The sequence below is a fragment of the Paenibacillus sp. JNUCC32 genome, from assembly GCF_014863545.1.
GTDB classification, from domain to species: domain Bacteria; phylum Bacillota; class Bacilli; order Paenibacillales; family Paenibacillaceae; genus Paenibacillus_AQ; species Paenibacillus_AQ lautus_A.
Map to the genome: position 1 here is coordinate 6568734 of NZ_CP062260.1, position 13155 is coordinate 6581888.

The window sequence follows — 13155 nt, forward strand, 5'->3', positions numbered from 1 at the left end:
CTTATTGTACCTCTTTTCCATGCCGGAAAAAACATCATGCACAGGATTCCAACAAATTGACCGGACTTTGGATAAAAAGAGGAAGGGTTTGTAAAACTGATAATGTTGGATGGAATTCATTCATGTTTTTCAAAGAATTACGGCGAAGGGCGGCACCCCTTGCAGGAAGTCCGAAATACATAAGGGAGGCTAGGCTGTCGATGTACAGGAAGCAGGAGAAAAAGCTTGCGATTCTATGTTTTATCGTGGCGGCCATTATGCTGTACGGGGCCGTGAAAGGATATTTGCGCTACATGCATCATTTTGGATAACACACCCGAGGAGTGAACCTGATGTCATCACTGGATCCAGTACTGATGAGCCGGATACTGACCGGACTGACCCTGTTTGTACATATTGTTCTGGCAACCATCGGCGTCGGGATCCCCATTATGCTGGCTCTGGCGGAGTGGAGGGGGATCCGGACGGGGGACGACCATTATACCTTGCTCGCCAGGCGCTGGGCGCGGGGATACGTGATTACCGTAGCTGTCGGCGTCGTGACAGGAACCGCCATCGGCTTGCAGCTCAGCCTGCTGTGGCCCACCTTTATGCGCGTAGCCGGTAAGGCCATTGCGCTGCCGCTGTTCATGGAAACCTTCGCTTTTTTTGTGGAGGCGATCTTTCTTGGCATTTATCTCTATACGTGGGATCGGTTCAAAAACAAATGGACCCACTTGCTGCTGCTAATTCCCGTGGCGATCGGCTCCTCCGCTTCTGCATTCTTTATCACGAGCATGAATGCATTTATGAACCAGCCGCAGGGCTTTGAGCTGGTGGACGGGGTGTTTACGAACGTGAATCCGTTCGTGGCCATGTTCAATCCGGCGACGCCGACCAAGGTGAGCCATGTGCTGGCGTCGGCGTTTACGACAAGCGCAGCGGCGCTGGCCAGCATCGCGGCTTTCAGCTTACTTCGGGGAAGCAGGCACGTCTATTTTAAGAAAGCGCTGAAGCTCACCGTCGTTTCCACCTTTGTGTTTGCCGTGGCCACCGTGATGATCGGAGACTTTTCCGGCAAATTCCTGGCCAAATACCAGCCCGAGAAACTGGCGGCCGCCGAGTGGCATTTTGAAACGATGAGACAAGCCCCGCTCATTTACGGCGGCTTTCTGGATGAGAATAACGAAATCAAGTATGCGTTAAAGATTCCGTACGCGCTTAGCATACTGGCAGGGAACAGCCCCAGTACGGAGGTCATCGGCCTGAATGAATTTCCGGAGAACGAGAGACCGCCGATGTCCGTGCATTATTTTTTTGATTTGAAGGTGACCAGCGGCGCCGTGATCGTTCTGATTCCTCTCCTGTATATGTTCCGAAGGAAACTTCCTGGCAAAAAGCCTTACCCAAAGTGGCTGCTGCTCAGTATATTGGCTTTAGGGCCTTTATCGATGTCAGCCATATGGCTGGGCTGGTTCCTTGCCGAGATCGGAAGGCAGCCGTGGATTGTGCGGGGCTATATGAAGGTATCGGATGCGGCGACCACTTCATCGAGCGTCGGCTGGATGCTGGTGCTGTTTATTCTACTGTATTTGGTCTTGTCCGTATCCGCAATCCGCGTGCTGAGCCAATTGTTCCGGAATAAAAGCGCGGAAGAGGAAATCCGGCTGCTGGGACTCGAAATCGAAGGAGGAGACCGCAAGTGAGCTATGCCATGGTAGCCATAACCGTTCTATGGACGTTCCTGTTCGGCTATTTGCTGGTGGCCTCGATTGATTTCGGTGCCGGATTCTTCAGCTTCTATAGCGTGCTTACCGGACATGAGAACAAGATCCACAATATCATCCAGCGATACCTGTCCCCCGTTTGGGAAGTGACCAACGTGTTCCTGATCTTTTTTGTGGTCGGGCTCGTCGGATTCTTTCCCGATGCCGCTTATTATTATGGTACCGCGCTGCTTGTCCCGGGCAGCTTGGCGCTAGTGCTGCTTGCCATCCGAGGCGCTTACTACGCCTATCATACGTATGGCAGCCAGACGGGCAACAATATCGTATACATGGGACTATACGGAGCGACAGGGCTGCTCATTCCTGCCGCCTTGTCGACGATATTGGCCATCTCCGAAGGCGGCATCATCTATATGGACGGCGGGAAGGTGGAGCTTCACTGGTACACGTTCTTCACGAATCCGTACACGTGGTCGGTCATTCTGCTTGCCCTTGTCAGCGTTCTGTACATCTCGGCGATGTTCCTGTCCTATTACGCGCAGCGTGCCGGGGATGAGGTGGCGTTCGGCGTAGTCCGGGGTTATGCACTGGGGTGGAGCGGGCCGACGATCCTGGCTTCGGTTTTCGCGTTTTTCCAGATCAACCATCAGAATCCGGTCCATTTTGGGCAAATGCTGGATATCGCCTGGATGTTTATCGCGTCGTTCGTCTGCTTTGTGATCGCGGTATACCTCGTGTGGAAACGCACCCGCCTTGGCATCGCATTTATCATGGTCATGCTTCAATTCGCTTTTGCCTGGTACGGATATGGTCGCTCGCATCTGCCGTACATTCTCTATGATTACATTCACATTCATGAGAGCATCACCAACGATACGATGGCCATCGCTTTGATTACCGCGTTTATTCTCGGCTTCTGCGTGCTGGTGCCTTCCCTGATCCTGCTGATGCGATTGTTTCTGTTCGATGCGAACTACATTCGCGGCAAATCCGCGAAGAAGGGGTGAGGCAAGTGGAGGACTTCGGCATTTTCATAGCACCGCTGCTCACGGTACTGGCTGCCGTAGCCTTTATGGCGATTTACGTCGTCAAGTATAAAGACCCTTCGGATTGAGGGATGGACAAAATAAATCCGGGCTGTTTCGCCAAGAATCATTCGGTGTAAAAAGAACAACATAGCGCAAAGTTGAGCGGATAGCTCAATACGGGTAAAATACAGGGTAATGGAAGGAGGAGGCTGCATGCCAAGAATTCGCTATAACAATATCGATAACGTCAGCACGGACAAAACGCTTAAACAGTTCAAGCAGTGGCGCGACGAACGTCGTCAGAAGAAGAAGGATTATTCCTACTGCATTCCGAACCTGACGCCGGATCTTCAGTATTTGCATAGCAACCGGCACGAAACCTCCGTTACCTGGATCGGGCACGCCACGTTCTTCATTCAATACGAAGGCATGAATATTGTGACTGATCCCGTATGGGCGCGGAGAATGGGGTTTAATAAGCGCCTTGGGGAACCTGGACTTCCCATTCATGAGATCCCCCCGATCGATGTCATTTTGATATCGCATTCCCACTATGACCATATGCATGTTTCCTCGATTCGTAAGCTGTACCGTGCGGATACCACCATCATTGTACCGGTCGGTCTGCGTCGGAAAATGATCAATAAAGGCTTTCGCCGCGTGATCGAACTGCAGTGGTGGGAATCGGTCGCCATAAAAGGCGTGAAATTCTCCTTCGTGCCGACACAGCATTGGACGCGGCGGACACCGTTTGATACGAATACGTCCCATTGGGGAGGATTCGTGATGGAGCCCGTGCTGCAGGATGGAAAGACGGATTCGAGTTCTTCCGATGAATCGCCATGCAATAACGAACCCGTCGCAGAGGACGGTACCCGACTGCTTCCGCCGAATTTGTATTTTGCCGGAGACAGCGGTTATTTCGAGGGTTTTAAGCTGATCGGCGAACGGTTCAACATTCACCTAGCTTTAATGCCGATCGGGGCATACGAGCCGGAGTGGTTCATGACGTCTCAGCACGTCAATCCGGAAGAGGCGCTGCAGGCCTTTCAGGACGTGAAGGCGGAGACGATGATTCCGATGCATTACGGGACCTTCAAGCTGGCCGATGATACGGCCAGGGAAGCGCTGGACCGGATGGAAGCGGAACGAAAGCGGCTCGGGATTGCCAAGGAGCGGATTCGCGTCTTGAAGTACGGGGAAACCTTCAAGGTTCAGCCGGAACGAAGAAGCGTGACTTCGTAACGGAAACCCAAGAAGCGATTCCGATCGGCATACACACTACAGACTGCCTAAAAAGGCCCGAAAGGTCGTATAACCTTTCGGGCCCATTTATTAGTTCCTTCTAATCGTCATCGTTTTGGGCCAAATGCCGACCGCTCTTGCGGCAGCAGCGTTTTTCTTAGCCAACTGCACGGGATCGTCAATCGATTCCCGGTGAAGACTACGGTAAGACAGCGGATCCGGTCCGACTGGTTTCATCTAATTAATAGAAACGCCTCGGTTCTATGAAACTTGGAAAAAATGTAATCTTTGATCGTCGGCCTCCTGTGGCTGGTCAGCATGAAATGGCCCATGCAGGAGGTTATATTTGTTTAAAACCGTTTTATATCGTCCAGAAGCTTCGATAACCGCCGTACTTATGCTATAATGTGCTGAAACCAATAGTGATAAAGGATGGTAATGCTTAATGATCAGTACAAGCGGCGTAACGCTCCGCTATGGCAAACGAGCACTATTTGAAGATGTCAATATAAAATTCACCCCGGGCAACTGCTACGGCCTCATCGGCGCTAACGGGGCGGGTAAGTCTACATTTCTAAAAATCCTCTCCGGCGAGATCGAACCGAACTCAGGCGAGGTTCATATGACTCCCAACGAACGGATGGCGGTTCTGAAGCAGAACCACTATGAATATGACCAGTATCCGGTTCTGGAGACGGTCATCATGGGTCATGCCAGACTGTATACCATCATGAAAGAGAAGGATGCGCTGTATGCAAAAGCCGACTTCTCCGAAGAAGACGGCATGCGTGCGGGTGAGCTGGAAGGCGAATTCGCCGAGCTGAACGGATGGGATGCCGAGCCGGATGCGGCTGCGCTCCTGATCGGCCTCGGAATTCCGCGTGAGCTGCACGACAAGAAAATGTCGGAGCTGAGCGGCAACGAGAAGGTCCGCGTTCTCTTGGCCCAAGCATTGTTCGGCCGGCCGCATAACCTGCTGCTCGATGAGCCTACCAACCACTTGGACCTCGAATCGATTCAGTGGCTCGAGAACTTCCTGATGGATTATGAAGGCACCGTTATCGTGGTATCCCATGACCGTCACTTCCTGAACAAGGTATGTACGCATATTGCGGATATCGATTTCGGCAAAATCCAGCTGTATGTCGGCAACTACGACTTCTGGTATGAATCCAGCCAGCTGGCCCTCGCGCTCCAGCGCGAATCCAACAAGAAGAAGGAAGAGAAGATCAAGGAGCTTCAAGCCTTCATTCAGCGCTTCTCCGCGAATGCTTCGAAATCGAAGCAAGCGACATCCCGGAAGAAGCAGCTCGATAAAATTACGCTGGACGATATCCGTCCATCCAACCGTAAATATCCGTTCCTCAACTTCAAGCCTGAACGCGAAGCCGGCAAACAATTGCTGACCGTGGACAGCTTGACGAAGAGCGTGGAAGGCGAGAAAGTGCTGGACAACGTGAGTTTTGTCGTGAATAAAGGTGACAAAATTGCGTTTGTCGGGCCAAACGGCTTGTCGAAAACGACCTTGTTCCAGGTCATCACCGGCGAAACCGAAGCGGAAGCCGGCGAATACAGTTGGGGCGTAACCACGACTCAAGCATATTTCCCGAAAGACAATTCGGCTTATTTCGACGGAGTCGACCTGAATCTCGTGGAATGGCTGCGCCAATATTCCAAGGATCAGGACGAAACGTTCCTGCGCGGATTCCTTGGCCGCATGCTGTTCTCGGGCGAGGAAGCGCTGAAGAAAGCGAGCGTATTGTCCGGAGGCGAGAAGGTTCGCTGCATGCTGGCCAAAATGATGCTGAACGGCGCGAACGTGCTGATCTTCGATGAGCCGACGAACCACTTGGATCTGGAGTCCATCACGGCGCTCAACAACGGCTTGATCGATTTCGACGGAACGATTCTGTTCACCTCGCATGACCATCAGTTCATTCAGACGATTGCCAACCGGATTATCGAGATTACGCCTAACGGCATCATCGACCGCAGCATGAGTTATGACGAGTATCTGGAGAGTGAAGAGATCAAGGGGCTTCGCGAAAGCATGTACCCGGTTGAAGTTTAAAAATTAAGCGGCGGGGTGATGGCGATAAGCTGTCATCCCGCCTTTTCATTAAAAATGCTGCACCTCCCGGGTATGGGAGATGCAGCATTTTTTTGGCGTGCGGTACGGATCGGCTCTTTACGAACCGCCGGTACGACGACGCTGGTTGTTTGGCTTTTTGTTGTTTTGGCTTTTCATTTTTTGCGCTGAACCGGCTTGGAATTGCCCCGGCTTGTTCGCGGATGTATTTTGCTGTTTCTTTTGTTCCAGCTTTTGCTTGATCGCATCAGCCAAATTCACTTTGCGTGGCTCATTATTCTCGGGCATAGAAATCACCCTCCTCTTCGTGTTCGCTTGTCCTCATTTTATTCGTTTTTAAATCGTCCGGCAAGGGTAACAATGATTAATACCATTTTCTACGTCCATGGTTCTTTGACCGAAGCAATTATGTTTCTCTAGACCCACACGAAAGACCTTTGCTAGGATTAAATATGGATAATGATGGATATCGCTTGAAGTCTGCACGGAGCAAGCAAAGGAGAGACGCATATAGTGAATGCCTATGATAACATCAAACAAGGGGAGCGAGGGGCCTGGATCAGCATTGCGGCCTACCTCGTATTGTCATCGTTTAAAATATTCTGCGGATACTTGTTTGCATCCAGTGCTTTGCTCGCCGACGGTTTCAACAACCTGACGGATATCGTGGCATCGCTCGCCGTATTGATCGGGCTGCGGATTTCCCAGAAGCCGCCGGATTCCGATCATGCGTACGGACACTTGAGGGCGGAGACGATCGCGGCGCTGGTGGCCTCCTTCATCATGGCGGTCGTGGGCATCCAAGTGCTGGTTGAAGCCGTCCGTTCTTTTTTTGAAGGCTCCAAGGAAGTGCCGAATTTATGGTCTGCCGGCGTAGCCGGCATCTGTGCCGTTGCGATGCTGGGCGTATATCGTTACAATCGGAACCTTGCGCGGCGCATCGATAACCAGGCGCTGATGGCAGCGGCCAAGGATAACTTGTCCGATGCGCTCGTCAGCGTTGGGGCCGCTGTCGGCATCATCGGCGCACAATTCGGCCTGCCCTGGCTGGATACCGTGGCGGCCGTAGCGGTTGGCGTCATTATTTGCAAAACGGCTTGGGAAATATTCAGGGATTGTACCTATAGCCTCACCGACGGCTTTGATGAAAACCGTTTGTCGGATTTGCGCAGCACGATTGCCCGTACGCCCGGTGTCGAGGGAATCAAGGATATGAAAGCCCGAATCCACGGCAATCATGTATTGGTGGATGTCGTCATCGAGGTAGACCCGGATATCAGCGTTTTGGAGGGGCATCAGATCAGTGACCGAATCGAAGAGCAGATGGAGAAGATTCATAATATTATGAGCGTCCATATTCATGTGGAGCCTAAGGGATCCTCCTAAGGGATACCGAATGTGCAGGTATAAAAATGGCAGGCCAAGATTCTCTTGACCTGCCATTTAACATGCCGGGGTGCATGAAGGATCATGAAGCCCGATAGCCATACACGATTACTCTACATAAATCCAAGCTTTACCGAGCCATGTATATACTTCAACCCATTCCCCGCCAAGCATGACATCGTAACGATTGCCGGTGGTGTCGAGCTTTTGCGGAGCCAGGGCACCAAGCTTTTCGCCGTTTGGAGCGTTGTAGAAGTAAGTTTTGCTTGTAAGCTCAATCATCGGCGTCGGTACGATCACGACTTCTTCAGGTTTGATGATCGGGTCTTCTACCGAGATCGGAGCCGGTCCTGAAGTGTTGGATACCGTACCGTTAATCGGATCCGCGCTTGCTACGGCGGTTAGGGACAGGGTGAGTGCTAGGGCTGCAGTAATGCTTAGCGTTTTTTTCATGGAATGATTCCTCCTTGGGACCGAAGTAGTATTTGACAATATCGTAATAACCACCATTTGGATGTTTTGAACCAAGAAAGTTGGGTACAATTCTCAAATCGTGACAAGTTTCCAGGATTCCTATATACTTTGGGGATGGGAAAAGCCCTGCTCCAGCAGGGAAATCCTTTGGGAGGAGGGATCTTTGGATGGTACGCCGAAAGAAACGAACCGGGCGATTCCTATTGGGAATACTTGTCTTGTTGCTTGTGATCATCGGTGCGGCAGTCTGGTTTGTTTATCCTACGCAATCCTTGGATATGCGCTATCGATCCGTTGATTTCAAGGACAAATTGATGACCATGGTGTCGAACCGGGATACCCGCATGAAACTAAGCACGGAGGAAGTCGGGGAACTCAGCAAGAAGAACATGGTAAAATATATGAGCACGCATGACCTTGGCGTCGATATAACCGGAGCCGATTTCGTAATGAACGGTACCACCATGACAGCCCGCATGAACGGAAAATGGGGCGTATTGCCGTTTGGAGCCGTCCTGCGCTTCCAGATGTCAGCCGAGGGAAGCTATCTTCACCTGGCGCATGAATCGACAACGATTCGTGGCGTTGAGATTCCGCTGAATGTGTTCCGGCTTGACCCCATTCAAATTTCGCTGAAGGACTATTTGCCGGATTTGGTAACCGTGAAGAATGTTAAGTTTCTGTCCGATGGCCTGGAATTGAACTTTACGATGGATTGGATGTCGATTCCTTCGTTGTTTAAGTAAAGCAAGAGAATCGGCTAAAGACTCAGACAAGGAAACGATGTCTGGGTCTTTTTGCATTTTCTTTCATGATAAAGCATTATTTTCAGAAAGTAATTATGAAAAAAATATATATGTAAACATTGACACTGAAATGATCCCCTACTATAATCAGTAAATGTTTAGAAATAAATGTTTTAGTACTAAAGTATTTAGAGGCGAAGGAGAGGGTGTCTCTATTGAAGGAGTGCTGGACCATTAAAGGAGTGTAAAAAAATACATGTCCATGCGGAATGAAATTCTGGAGTTGGAGATGCTATTTAAGAAGATGCTTCGGACTGTGCAGAATGAATGGCAGAAGGAGGGGTTCCCTAAGCTTGGGAGAACTCAGTACACCGCCTTGGAGAAGCTCCACGAACAGGGTGCTTTGAGATTGTCTGACTTGGCGGATTCCATTCATGTGACGTGCGGTGCGGTCACGGGCATATCCGATAAATTGATCGAAGGCGGATTCGCGCGCCGCGTAAGGGATACAACCGACCGCAGGGTCATCCATCTGGAGATTACGCCGCTCGGGCGGGAGCTGATCGAGCAGTTGGCCAATAAACGCGCCGAACTGAGCGATTTGTTATATGGTTTTCTAACAGATGAAGAGGTTAGGCAGTTGAGTTCCCTGTACCGCAAAATTTTGACGAATGTTGAGTATATCCAAGGTCAGCTGTCCACATAGAACAAACATGCTATTGATATGAACGAACTTACTTAGAAAGAGAGTGAAAGCTTCCGATGAATACCCATACTGCTGCTCGCCCCGGCGAGCCTGTCAAGAAAGGCCCCATCATTGCCGCATTAATGATTGGCGCTTTTGTCGCCATTCTTAACCAGACTTTGATGAATGTTGCTCTGCCGAGCATCATGGAAAATTTAAGCATCAAACCGACGGTAGCCCAGTGGCTGACCACAGGCTTTATGCTGGTGAACGGAGTGCTGATTCCCGTTACCGCCTACCTGATAGCGCGATTCTCGACCAGGCAGCTGTTCATCAGCGCCATGACGCTGTTTACGATCGGCACCTTGCTGTGTGCCATCAGCCCTAACTTCGCATTCCTTCTAACCGGACGCCTCGTTCAGGCAGCGGGTGCAGGAATTCTCATGCCGCTTATGACCGTCGTATTTCTGAACATTTTCCCTATCGAGAACCGCGGTAAAGCCATGGGGATGATGGGGATCGCCATGATTTTTGCTCCTGCGATCGGTCCTACGCTTTCCGGATATATCGTGGAGCATTACGATTGGCGGGTGCTGTTCTACATGATCCTGCCTTTCTCCGTTATCGCTACGTTAATCGGGGTCTTCTTCCTTAAAAACGTGACCGAGGTCAGCCGGCCCAAGCTGGACATGATCGCTGTCATTTTGTCGACGCTCGGCTTCGGCGGCTTGCTCTACGGCTTCAGTGACGCCGGGAACGACGGCTGGTCCAGCACGCCGGTCGTGACGACCCTTGCGGTCGGCACGGTTGCCCTCATCCTGTTTGTATGGCGGGAAATGAAGGCCGACAATCCGATGCTGGAATTCCGTATATTTAAGTACAACATGTTTACGTTAACGACCTTGATCAATGTCATCGTCACGATGGCGATGTATGCCGGGATGATCCTGCTGCCGATTTATCTGCAGCAGATTCGCGGGTTTACGCCGGTGGAATCCGGTCTGCTCATGCTTCCCGGCGCGATTCTGATGGGGATTATGTCACCCATCACGGGCGCGATATTCGATAAGGTTGGCGCAAGATGGCTGGCTGTTATCGGTCTGGCGATAACGGTCATTACGACGTGGGAGTTCAGTAATCTGACCGAAACGATGTCTTACGGCCAGATTATGATTATCTATACGGCCCGCATGTTCGGTATGTCGATGCTCATGATGCCGATTCAGACCGCGGGATTGAATCAGCTGCCGCGGAGCTTGAACGCCCATGGTACGGCCATGTCGAATACACTCCGCATGGTTTCCGGCTCGATCGGAACCGCGATCCTCGTTACCGTCATGTCCACCCAGGCGGAGAGCCGAGGAGAAGCCTTGATGCAGTCGGGACTGTTCGATCCGAAGAATCAGGCCGACCTGCTTAAGCTGGGCAACGAAGCAACGATTTATGGCATTAACTATGCCTTTGTTATTGCCACCTGGATCAGCGTGGTTTCCTTGATTTTGGCTTTCTTCATCAAGAAGACGAAGCCGGCGGAAGAGCCGAAGGCAGCCGGAAGCCGGGAGGCTGCAGCAACGAACGCTTAAGCCGCCTCAAATTCAAGCACGCCATAAAAAGGGTGTCCCATCCGTTTAACAACGGAGGGACACCCTTTTTCATGTTCCTATGTGTATATTCAATGCACGGGCTTTAACAACATGTGACGCCGTCACATACTTCGTCTGCGTCCGGTAAAGAGAGAGATCACAAACAGGACAACGAAGACGAAGAACAGAACCTTCGCGATACTGGCTGCAGCCTCAACGATGCCGAAGAAGCCGAAGATCCCTGCAATCAGTGCAACCACCAGAAAAATTACGGACCATTTTAACATCATATTCACCCTGCTTTCTTCATCGATTTTATTGGATAGATCGCATGTCATCGCATGCTGCTCCAAGTAAGGAGCTCTTATCCAATTTGAAGATCGGTAGGGGCCATCGGCGTTGCCGCAGCGCCCTTCGTAGTGTTCTTTAACCGGGGCGGCAGGGGATGAAACAAGCTGGAGAACAGTGGCATGGATGGCAAGGAACCCTTTGTTTCGTGAGGTTGGGGATAGGGTAACTATTGCGTATCCGAAACCAAACATAACTTGAAAGCGAGGGACAACGTATGCTAACTCAAATCAGTGTTGCCATTATTGCCGTGGCATTTGCGGTTCTCGTATTCTTCTTGATCAAGACATTGAAGGCGGCCACGCAATCGCTCGAAAAGGTAACACAAACGCTTCAGGAAGTACAAAAGACGGTCGACGAATTGAGTTATGAAGTGAAGCAGACCATTCGAAATACGAACGATATTACGGTGGATGTTCAGCATAAGATGAAACAAATTGATCCGGTTATGGATACCGTCAAAAACCTGGGAGAAGCTTTAAGCGAAGTCACTTATGCGGTGAAGCAAATATCCGCCGGCATGGTTAGCCGCTTTAAGCAATCCCGGATAGAGCAGAAGAAAGAGCAGCCCGCCCGCATGGAAGTGCCTTTGACGGCACAAGATCGCACGTTCCAGTCGTATGACGCCGTCTATCAGAAGACGGAAGCGGAAGAAAAGTCCCGCAGCCGGAACTGGCTGTCCTACGTGGACACGGCAGTTGGCCTGTGGAACAGTTTCCGTCGTCAAAAAGCCAGATAACAGGTTTAAGCCAAGCCAGGGTATAACACGGCAAGATGATGAAAGGAGGAGGTCGCATGTGGAATGTCGCACTGTTGATGGTCGGGCTCATGGTTTACTCCGGAGGTGGAGGTGCTGCGGCAGCGCAGCAGCCTGCTGCCGAGATATGGCAAGCGCCTGTAGTTCATGCCGCTGCGGATGTTGGACAAGCACACACCGGCGACAACTCTTCAGAGGGCTATGGGACGTTAAACGGGATATCGCTTGCGGATACCAAGCGTGATATCGTCCGCAAGCTGGGAACGCCTGCACGAATCGAGCAGGACGGGCTGAGCGGAACCACTAAGCTTCTTTATAAAGATATGGAAGTTGGAGTCCGCAACGGCTTCACGGAATATGTTCATGTCAAGCCCTCTGCCGAGTCCTTTCAGGTTGAAGGCCAGCATATAGGCATGTCAACCGATCATGTCCGGGCATCCCTGGGTAAGCCGTATTTTAAGGCGGAGGACGGAGATGTATACCTTGAGAACCATCATGCGCTTAAGGTATACATTGACCGGGATACCGGTGAAATCGAAGGCGTCGATTTATTTTTCGATTATAGTGAATAAATTTGTTTCAACCTTGAGAATTACGGTTAATAACCAATGGACTATAACCTAAATTGAGGTTTAACACTATTAGGGGAGGTTTTCACAATGGAATTCACCAATACGAAGTCATATGCCAAAGTCGTGGAAAACGGGACGCAAGCGGTTCAGGAGGTTCAGAATCTACGGCAGTCCGGTTACGATCTGGATCACATTTACGTACTGGCCCATGATTCGGACAAGACGAGCCGGATTGTGGAAGCAGCCGATGCCAATAATGTAGGCATTAAGGAAGAAGGCGTGTTTGATGCCCTGGCGAATCTGTTCCGGTCCCGCGGGGATGAGCTGCGTGCCAAAATCGTATCGCTTGGCTTTACCGAAGCCGAGGCGGGATTTTACGAGAAACAATTGGACCTTGGCAAAGTGCTCGTGATAGCCAAGAAGGATTGAGGAAGCATTGAACGTTCAGCCTGGCGCTGATTCGACATAGGAGTTATAGGACTTAAAACATAGATAAGGAATGAGACTATTGACGTCTCATTCCTTATCTATGTTTT

At 50.8% G+C, this 13155-nt stretch carries 16 protein-coding genes; 12 read left to right on the top strand and 4 right to left on the bottom strand.

Annotation, left to right across the window (positions count from 1 at the left end; all coding sequences use genetic code 11):
* Positions 1-332 precede the first annotated feature (332 nt).
* From JNUCC32_RS29035 to JNUCC32_RS29045, 4 genes are all read left to right on the top strand, one after another.
* Positions 333-1685 carry a cytochrome ubiquinol oxidase subunit I gene (locus JNUCC32_RS29035; RefSeq protein ID WP_192570555.1) on the top strand — a complete coding sequence of 451 codons (1353 nt, stop codon included), beginning with the start codon at positions 333-335 and terminating at the stop codon, positions 1683-1685.
* On the top strand, positions 1682-2713 hold the full coding sequence (locus JNUCC32_RS29040; protein WP_192570556.1) for a cytochrome d ubiquinol oxidase subunit II: 1032 nt from the start codon (positions 1682-1684) through the stop codon (positions 2711-2713). Before JNUCC32_RS29035 ends, JNUCC32_RS29040 begins: the two co-directional genes overlap by 4 nt.
* Before the next feature lie 5 nt (positions 2714-2718).
* Complete coding sequence (cydS, locus tag JNUCC32_RS31870) at positions 2719-2820, top strand: cytochrome bd oxidase small subunit CydS family protein (protein WP_015737491.1); 102 nt, start codon at positions 2719-2721, stop codon at positions 2818-2820.
* A gap of 127 nt (positions 2821-2947) precedes the next feature.
* Entirely contained in the window at positions 2948-3979 is a 1032-nt protein-coding gene (locus tag JNUCC32_RS29045; protein ID WP_096776941.1) for an MBL fold metallo-hydrolase, read from the top strand.
* A gap of 90 nt (positions 3980-4069) precedes the next feature.
* Here the strand turns inward: JNUCC32_RS29045 and JNUCC32_RS29050 are convergent, their stop codons facing one another.
* Positions 4070-4216 (bottom strand): hypothetical protein, encoded by a 147-nt coding sequence (locus tag JNUCC32_RS29050; RefSeq protein WP_192570557.1) that lies wholly within the window; start codon positions 4214-4216, stop codon positions 4070-4072.
* 208 nt (positions 4217-4424) lie between these two features.
* On the opposite strand from JNUCC32_RS29050, the gene JNUCC32_RS29055 reads away from it, so the two are divergent.
* Positions 4425-6050, top strand: a complete 1626-nt coding sequence (locus tag JNUCC32_RS29055; RefSeq protein WP_192570558.1) for an ABC-F family ATP-binding cassette domain-containing protein — start codon at positions 4425-4427, stop codon at positions 6048-6050.
* Between the two features lie 117 nt (positions 6051-6167).
* Here the strand turns inward: JNUCC32_RS29055 and JNUCC32_RS29060 are convergent, their stop codons facing one another.
* Positions 6168-6356: a hypothetical protein gene (locus JNUCC32_RS29060; RefSeq protein WP_009594046.1), complete on the bottom strand. Its 189-nt coding sequence runs from the start codon at positions 6354-6356 to the stop codon at positions 6168-6170.
* Between the two features lie 222 nt (positions 6357-6578).
* Between JNUCC32_RS29060 and JNUCC32_RS29065 the strand changes: the two genes are divergently transcribed.
* Complete coding sequence (locus tag JNUCC32_RS29065) at positions 6579-7454, top strand: cation diffusion facilitator family transporter (RefSeq protein WP_036663860.1); 876 nt, start codon at positions 6579-6581, stop codon at positions 7452-7454.
* A 108-nt stretch (positions 7455-7562) separates the two neighbouring features.
* Here the strand turns inward: JNUCC32_RS29065 and JNUCC32_RS29070 are convergent, their stop codons facing one another.
* Entirely contained in the window at positions 7563-7907 is a 345-nt protein-coding gene (locus JNUCC32_RS29070; RefSeq protein ID WP_009594133.1) for a hypothetical protein, read from the bottom strand.
* A gap of 188 nt (positions 7908-8095) precedes the next feature.
* Between JNUCC32_RS29070 and JNUCC32_RS29075 the strand changes: the two genes are divergently transcribed.
* From JNUCC32_RS29075 to JNUCC32_RS29085, 3 genes are all read left to right on the top strand, one after another.
* On the top strand, positions 8096-8674 hold the full coding sequence (locus JNUCC32_RS29075) for a hypothetical protein (protein ID WP_192570559.1): 579 nt from the start codon (positions 8096-8098) through the stop codon (positions 8672-8674).
* 256 nt (positions 8675-8930) lie between these two features.
* Positions 8931-9380, top strand: coding sequence for a MarR family transcriptional regulator (locus JNUCC32_RS29080; RefSeq protein ID WP_096776945.1), 450 nt, complete (start codon positions 8931-8933; stop codon positions 9378-9380).
* A 56-nt stretch (positions 9381-9436) separates the two neighbouring features.
* Positions 9437-10942: a DHA2 family efflux MFS transporter permease subunit gene (locus tag JNUCC32_RS29085; protein WP_096776946.1), complete on the top strand. Its 1506-nt coding sequence runs from the start codon at positions 9437-9439 to the stop codon at positions 10940-10942.
* A 122-nt stretch (positions 10943-11064) separates the two neighbouring features.
* Here JNUCC32_RS29085 and JNUCC32_RS29090 read toward each other — a convergent pair whose 3' ends face one another.
* Positions 11065-11229, bottom strand: coding sequence for a DUF1328 domain-containing protein (locus tag JNUCC32_RS29090; RefSeq protein WP_036663891.1), 165 nt, complete (start codon positions 11227-11229; stop codon positions 11065-11067).
* A gap of 278 nt (positions 11230-11507) precedes the next feature.
* Between JNUCC32_RS29090 and JNUCC32_RS29095 the strand changes: the two genes are divergently transcribed.
* The 3 genes from JNUCC32_RS29095 to JNUCC32_RS29105 all read left to right on the top strand — a co-directional run bounded on the left by JNUCC32_RS29095 (position 11508) and on the right by JNUCC32_RS29105 (position 13048).
* A complete protein-coding gene (locus JNUCC32_RS29095; protein ID WP_036663863.1) occupies positions 11508-12029 on the top strand; it encodes a DUF948 domain-containing protein in 522 nt (173 codons plus the stop codon).
* A gap of 56 nt (positions 12030-12085) precedes the next feature.
* Entirely contained in the window at positions 12086-12619 is a 534-nt protein-coding gene (locus JNUCC32_RS29100) for a hypothetical protein (protein WP_192570560.1), read from the top strand.
* An 87-nt stretch (positions 12620-12706) separates the two neighbouring features.
* Positions 12707-13048 carry a YflT domain-containing protein gene (locus tag JNUCC32_RS29105; RefSeq protein WP_009594092.1) on the top strand — a complete coding sequence of 114 codons (342 nt, stop codon included), beginning with the start codon at positions 12707-12709 and terminating at the stop codon, positions 13046-13048.
* Positions 13049-13155 lie beyond the last annotated feature (107 nt).

What these genes read in the sequence shown, in the direction of transcription:
- JNUCC32_RS29035 (WP_192570555.1), top strand. Translation starts at nt 333, where the DNA reads ATGTCATCACTGGATCCAGTACTGATGAGCCGGATACTGACCGGACTG.
- JNUCC32_RS29045 (WP_096776941.1), top strand. Translation starts at nt 2,948, where the DNA reads ATGCCAAGAATTCGCTATAACAATATCGATAACGTCAGCACGGACAAA.
- JNUCC32_RS29050 (WP_192570557.1), bottom strand. Translation starts at nt 4,216, where the DNA reads ATGAAACCAGTCGGACCGGATCCGCTGTCTTACCGTAGTCTTCACCGG.
- JNUCC32_RS29055 (WP_192570558.1), top strand. Translation starts at nt 4,425, where the DNA reads ATGATCAGTACAAGCGGCGTAACGCTCCGCTATGGCAAACGAGCACTA.
- JNUCC32_RS29060 (WP_009594046.1), bottom strand. Translation starts at nt 6,356, where the DNA reads ATGCCCGAGAATAATGAGCCACGCAAAGTGAATTTGGCTGATGCGATC.
- JNUCC32_RS29070 (WP_009594133.1), bottom strand. Translation starts at nt 7,907, where the DNA reads ATGAAAAAAACGCTAAGCATTACTGCAGCCCTAGCACTCACCCTGTCC.
- JNUCC32_RS29075 (WP_192570559.1), top strand. Translation starts at nt 8,096, where the DNA reads ATGGTACGCCGAAAGAAACGAACCGGGCGATTCCTATTGGGAATACTT.
- JNUCC32_RS29080 (WP_096776945.1), top strand. Translation starts at nt 8,931, where the DNA reads ATGTCCATGCGGAATGAAATTCTGGAGTTGGAGATGCTATTTAAGAAG.
- JNUCC32_RS29085 (WP_096776946.1), top strand. Translation starts at nt 9,437, where the DNA reads ATGAATACCCATACTGCTGCTCGCCCCGGCGAGCCTGTCAAGAAAGGC.
- JNUCC32_RS29090 (WP_036663891.1), bottom strand. Translation starts at nt 11,229, where the DNA reads ATGTTAAAATGGTCCGTAATTTTTCTGGTGGTTGCACTGATTGCAGGG.
- JNUCC32_RS29095 (WP_036663863.1), top strand. Translation starts at nt 11,508, where the DNA reads ATGCTAACTCAAATCAGTGTTGCCATTATTGCCGTGGCATTTGCGGTT.
- JNUCC32_RS29100 (WP_192570560.1), top strand. Translation starts at nt 12,086, where the DNA reads ATGTGGAATGTCGCACTGTTGATGGTCGGGCTCATGGTTTACTCCGGA.
- JNUCC32_RS29105 (WP_009594092.1), top strand. Translation starts at nt 12,707, where the DNA reads ATGGAATTCACCAATACGAAGTCATATGCCAAAGTCGTGGAAAACGGG.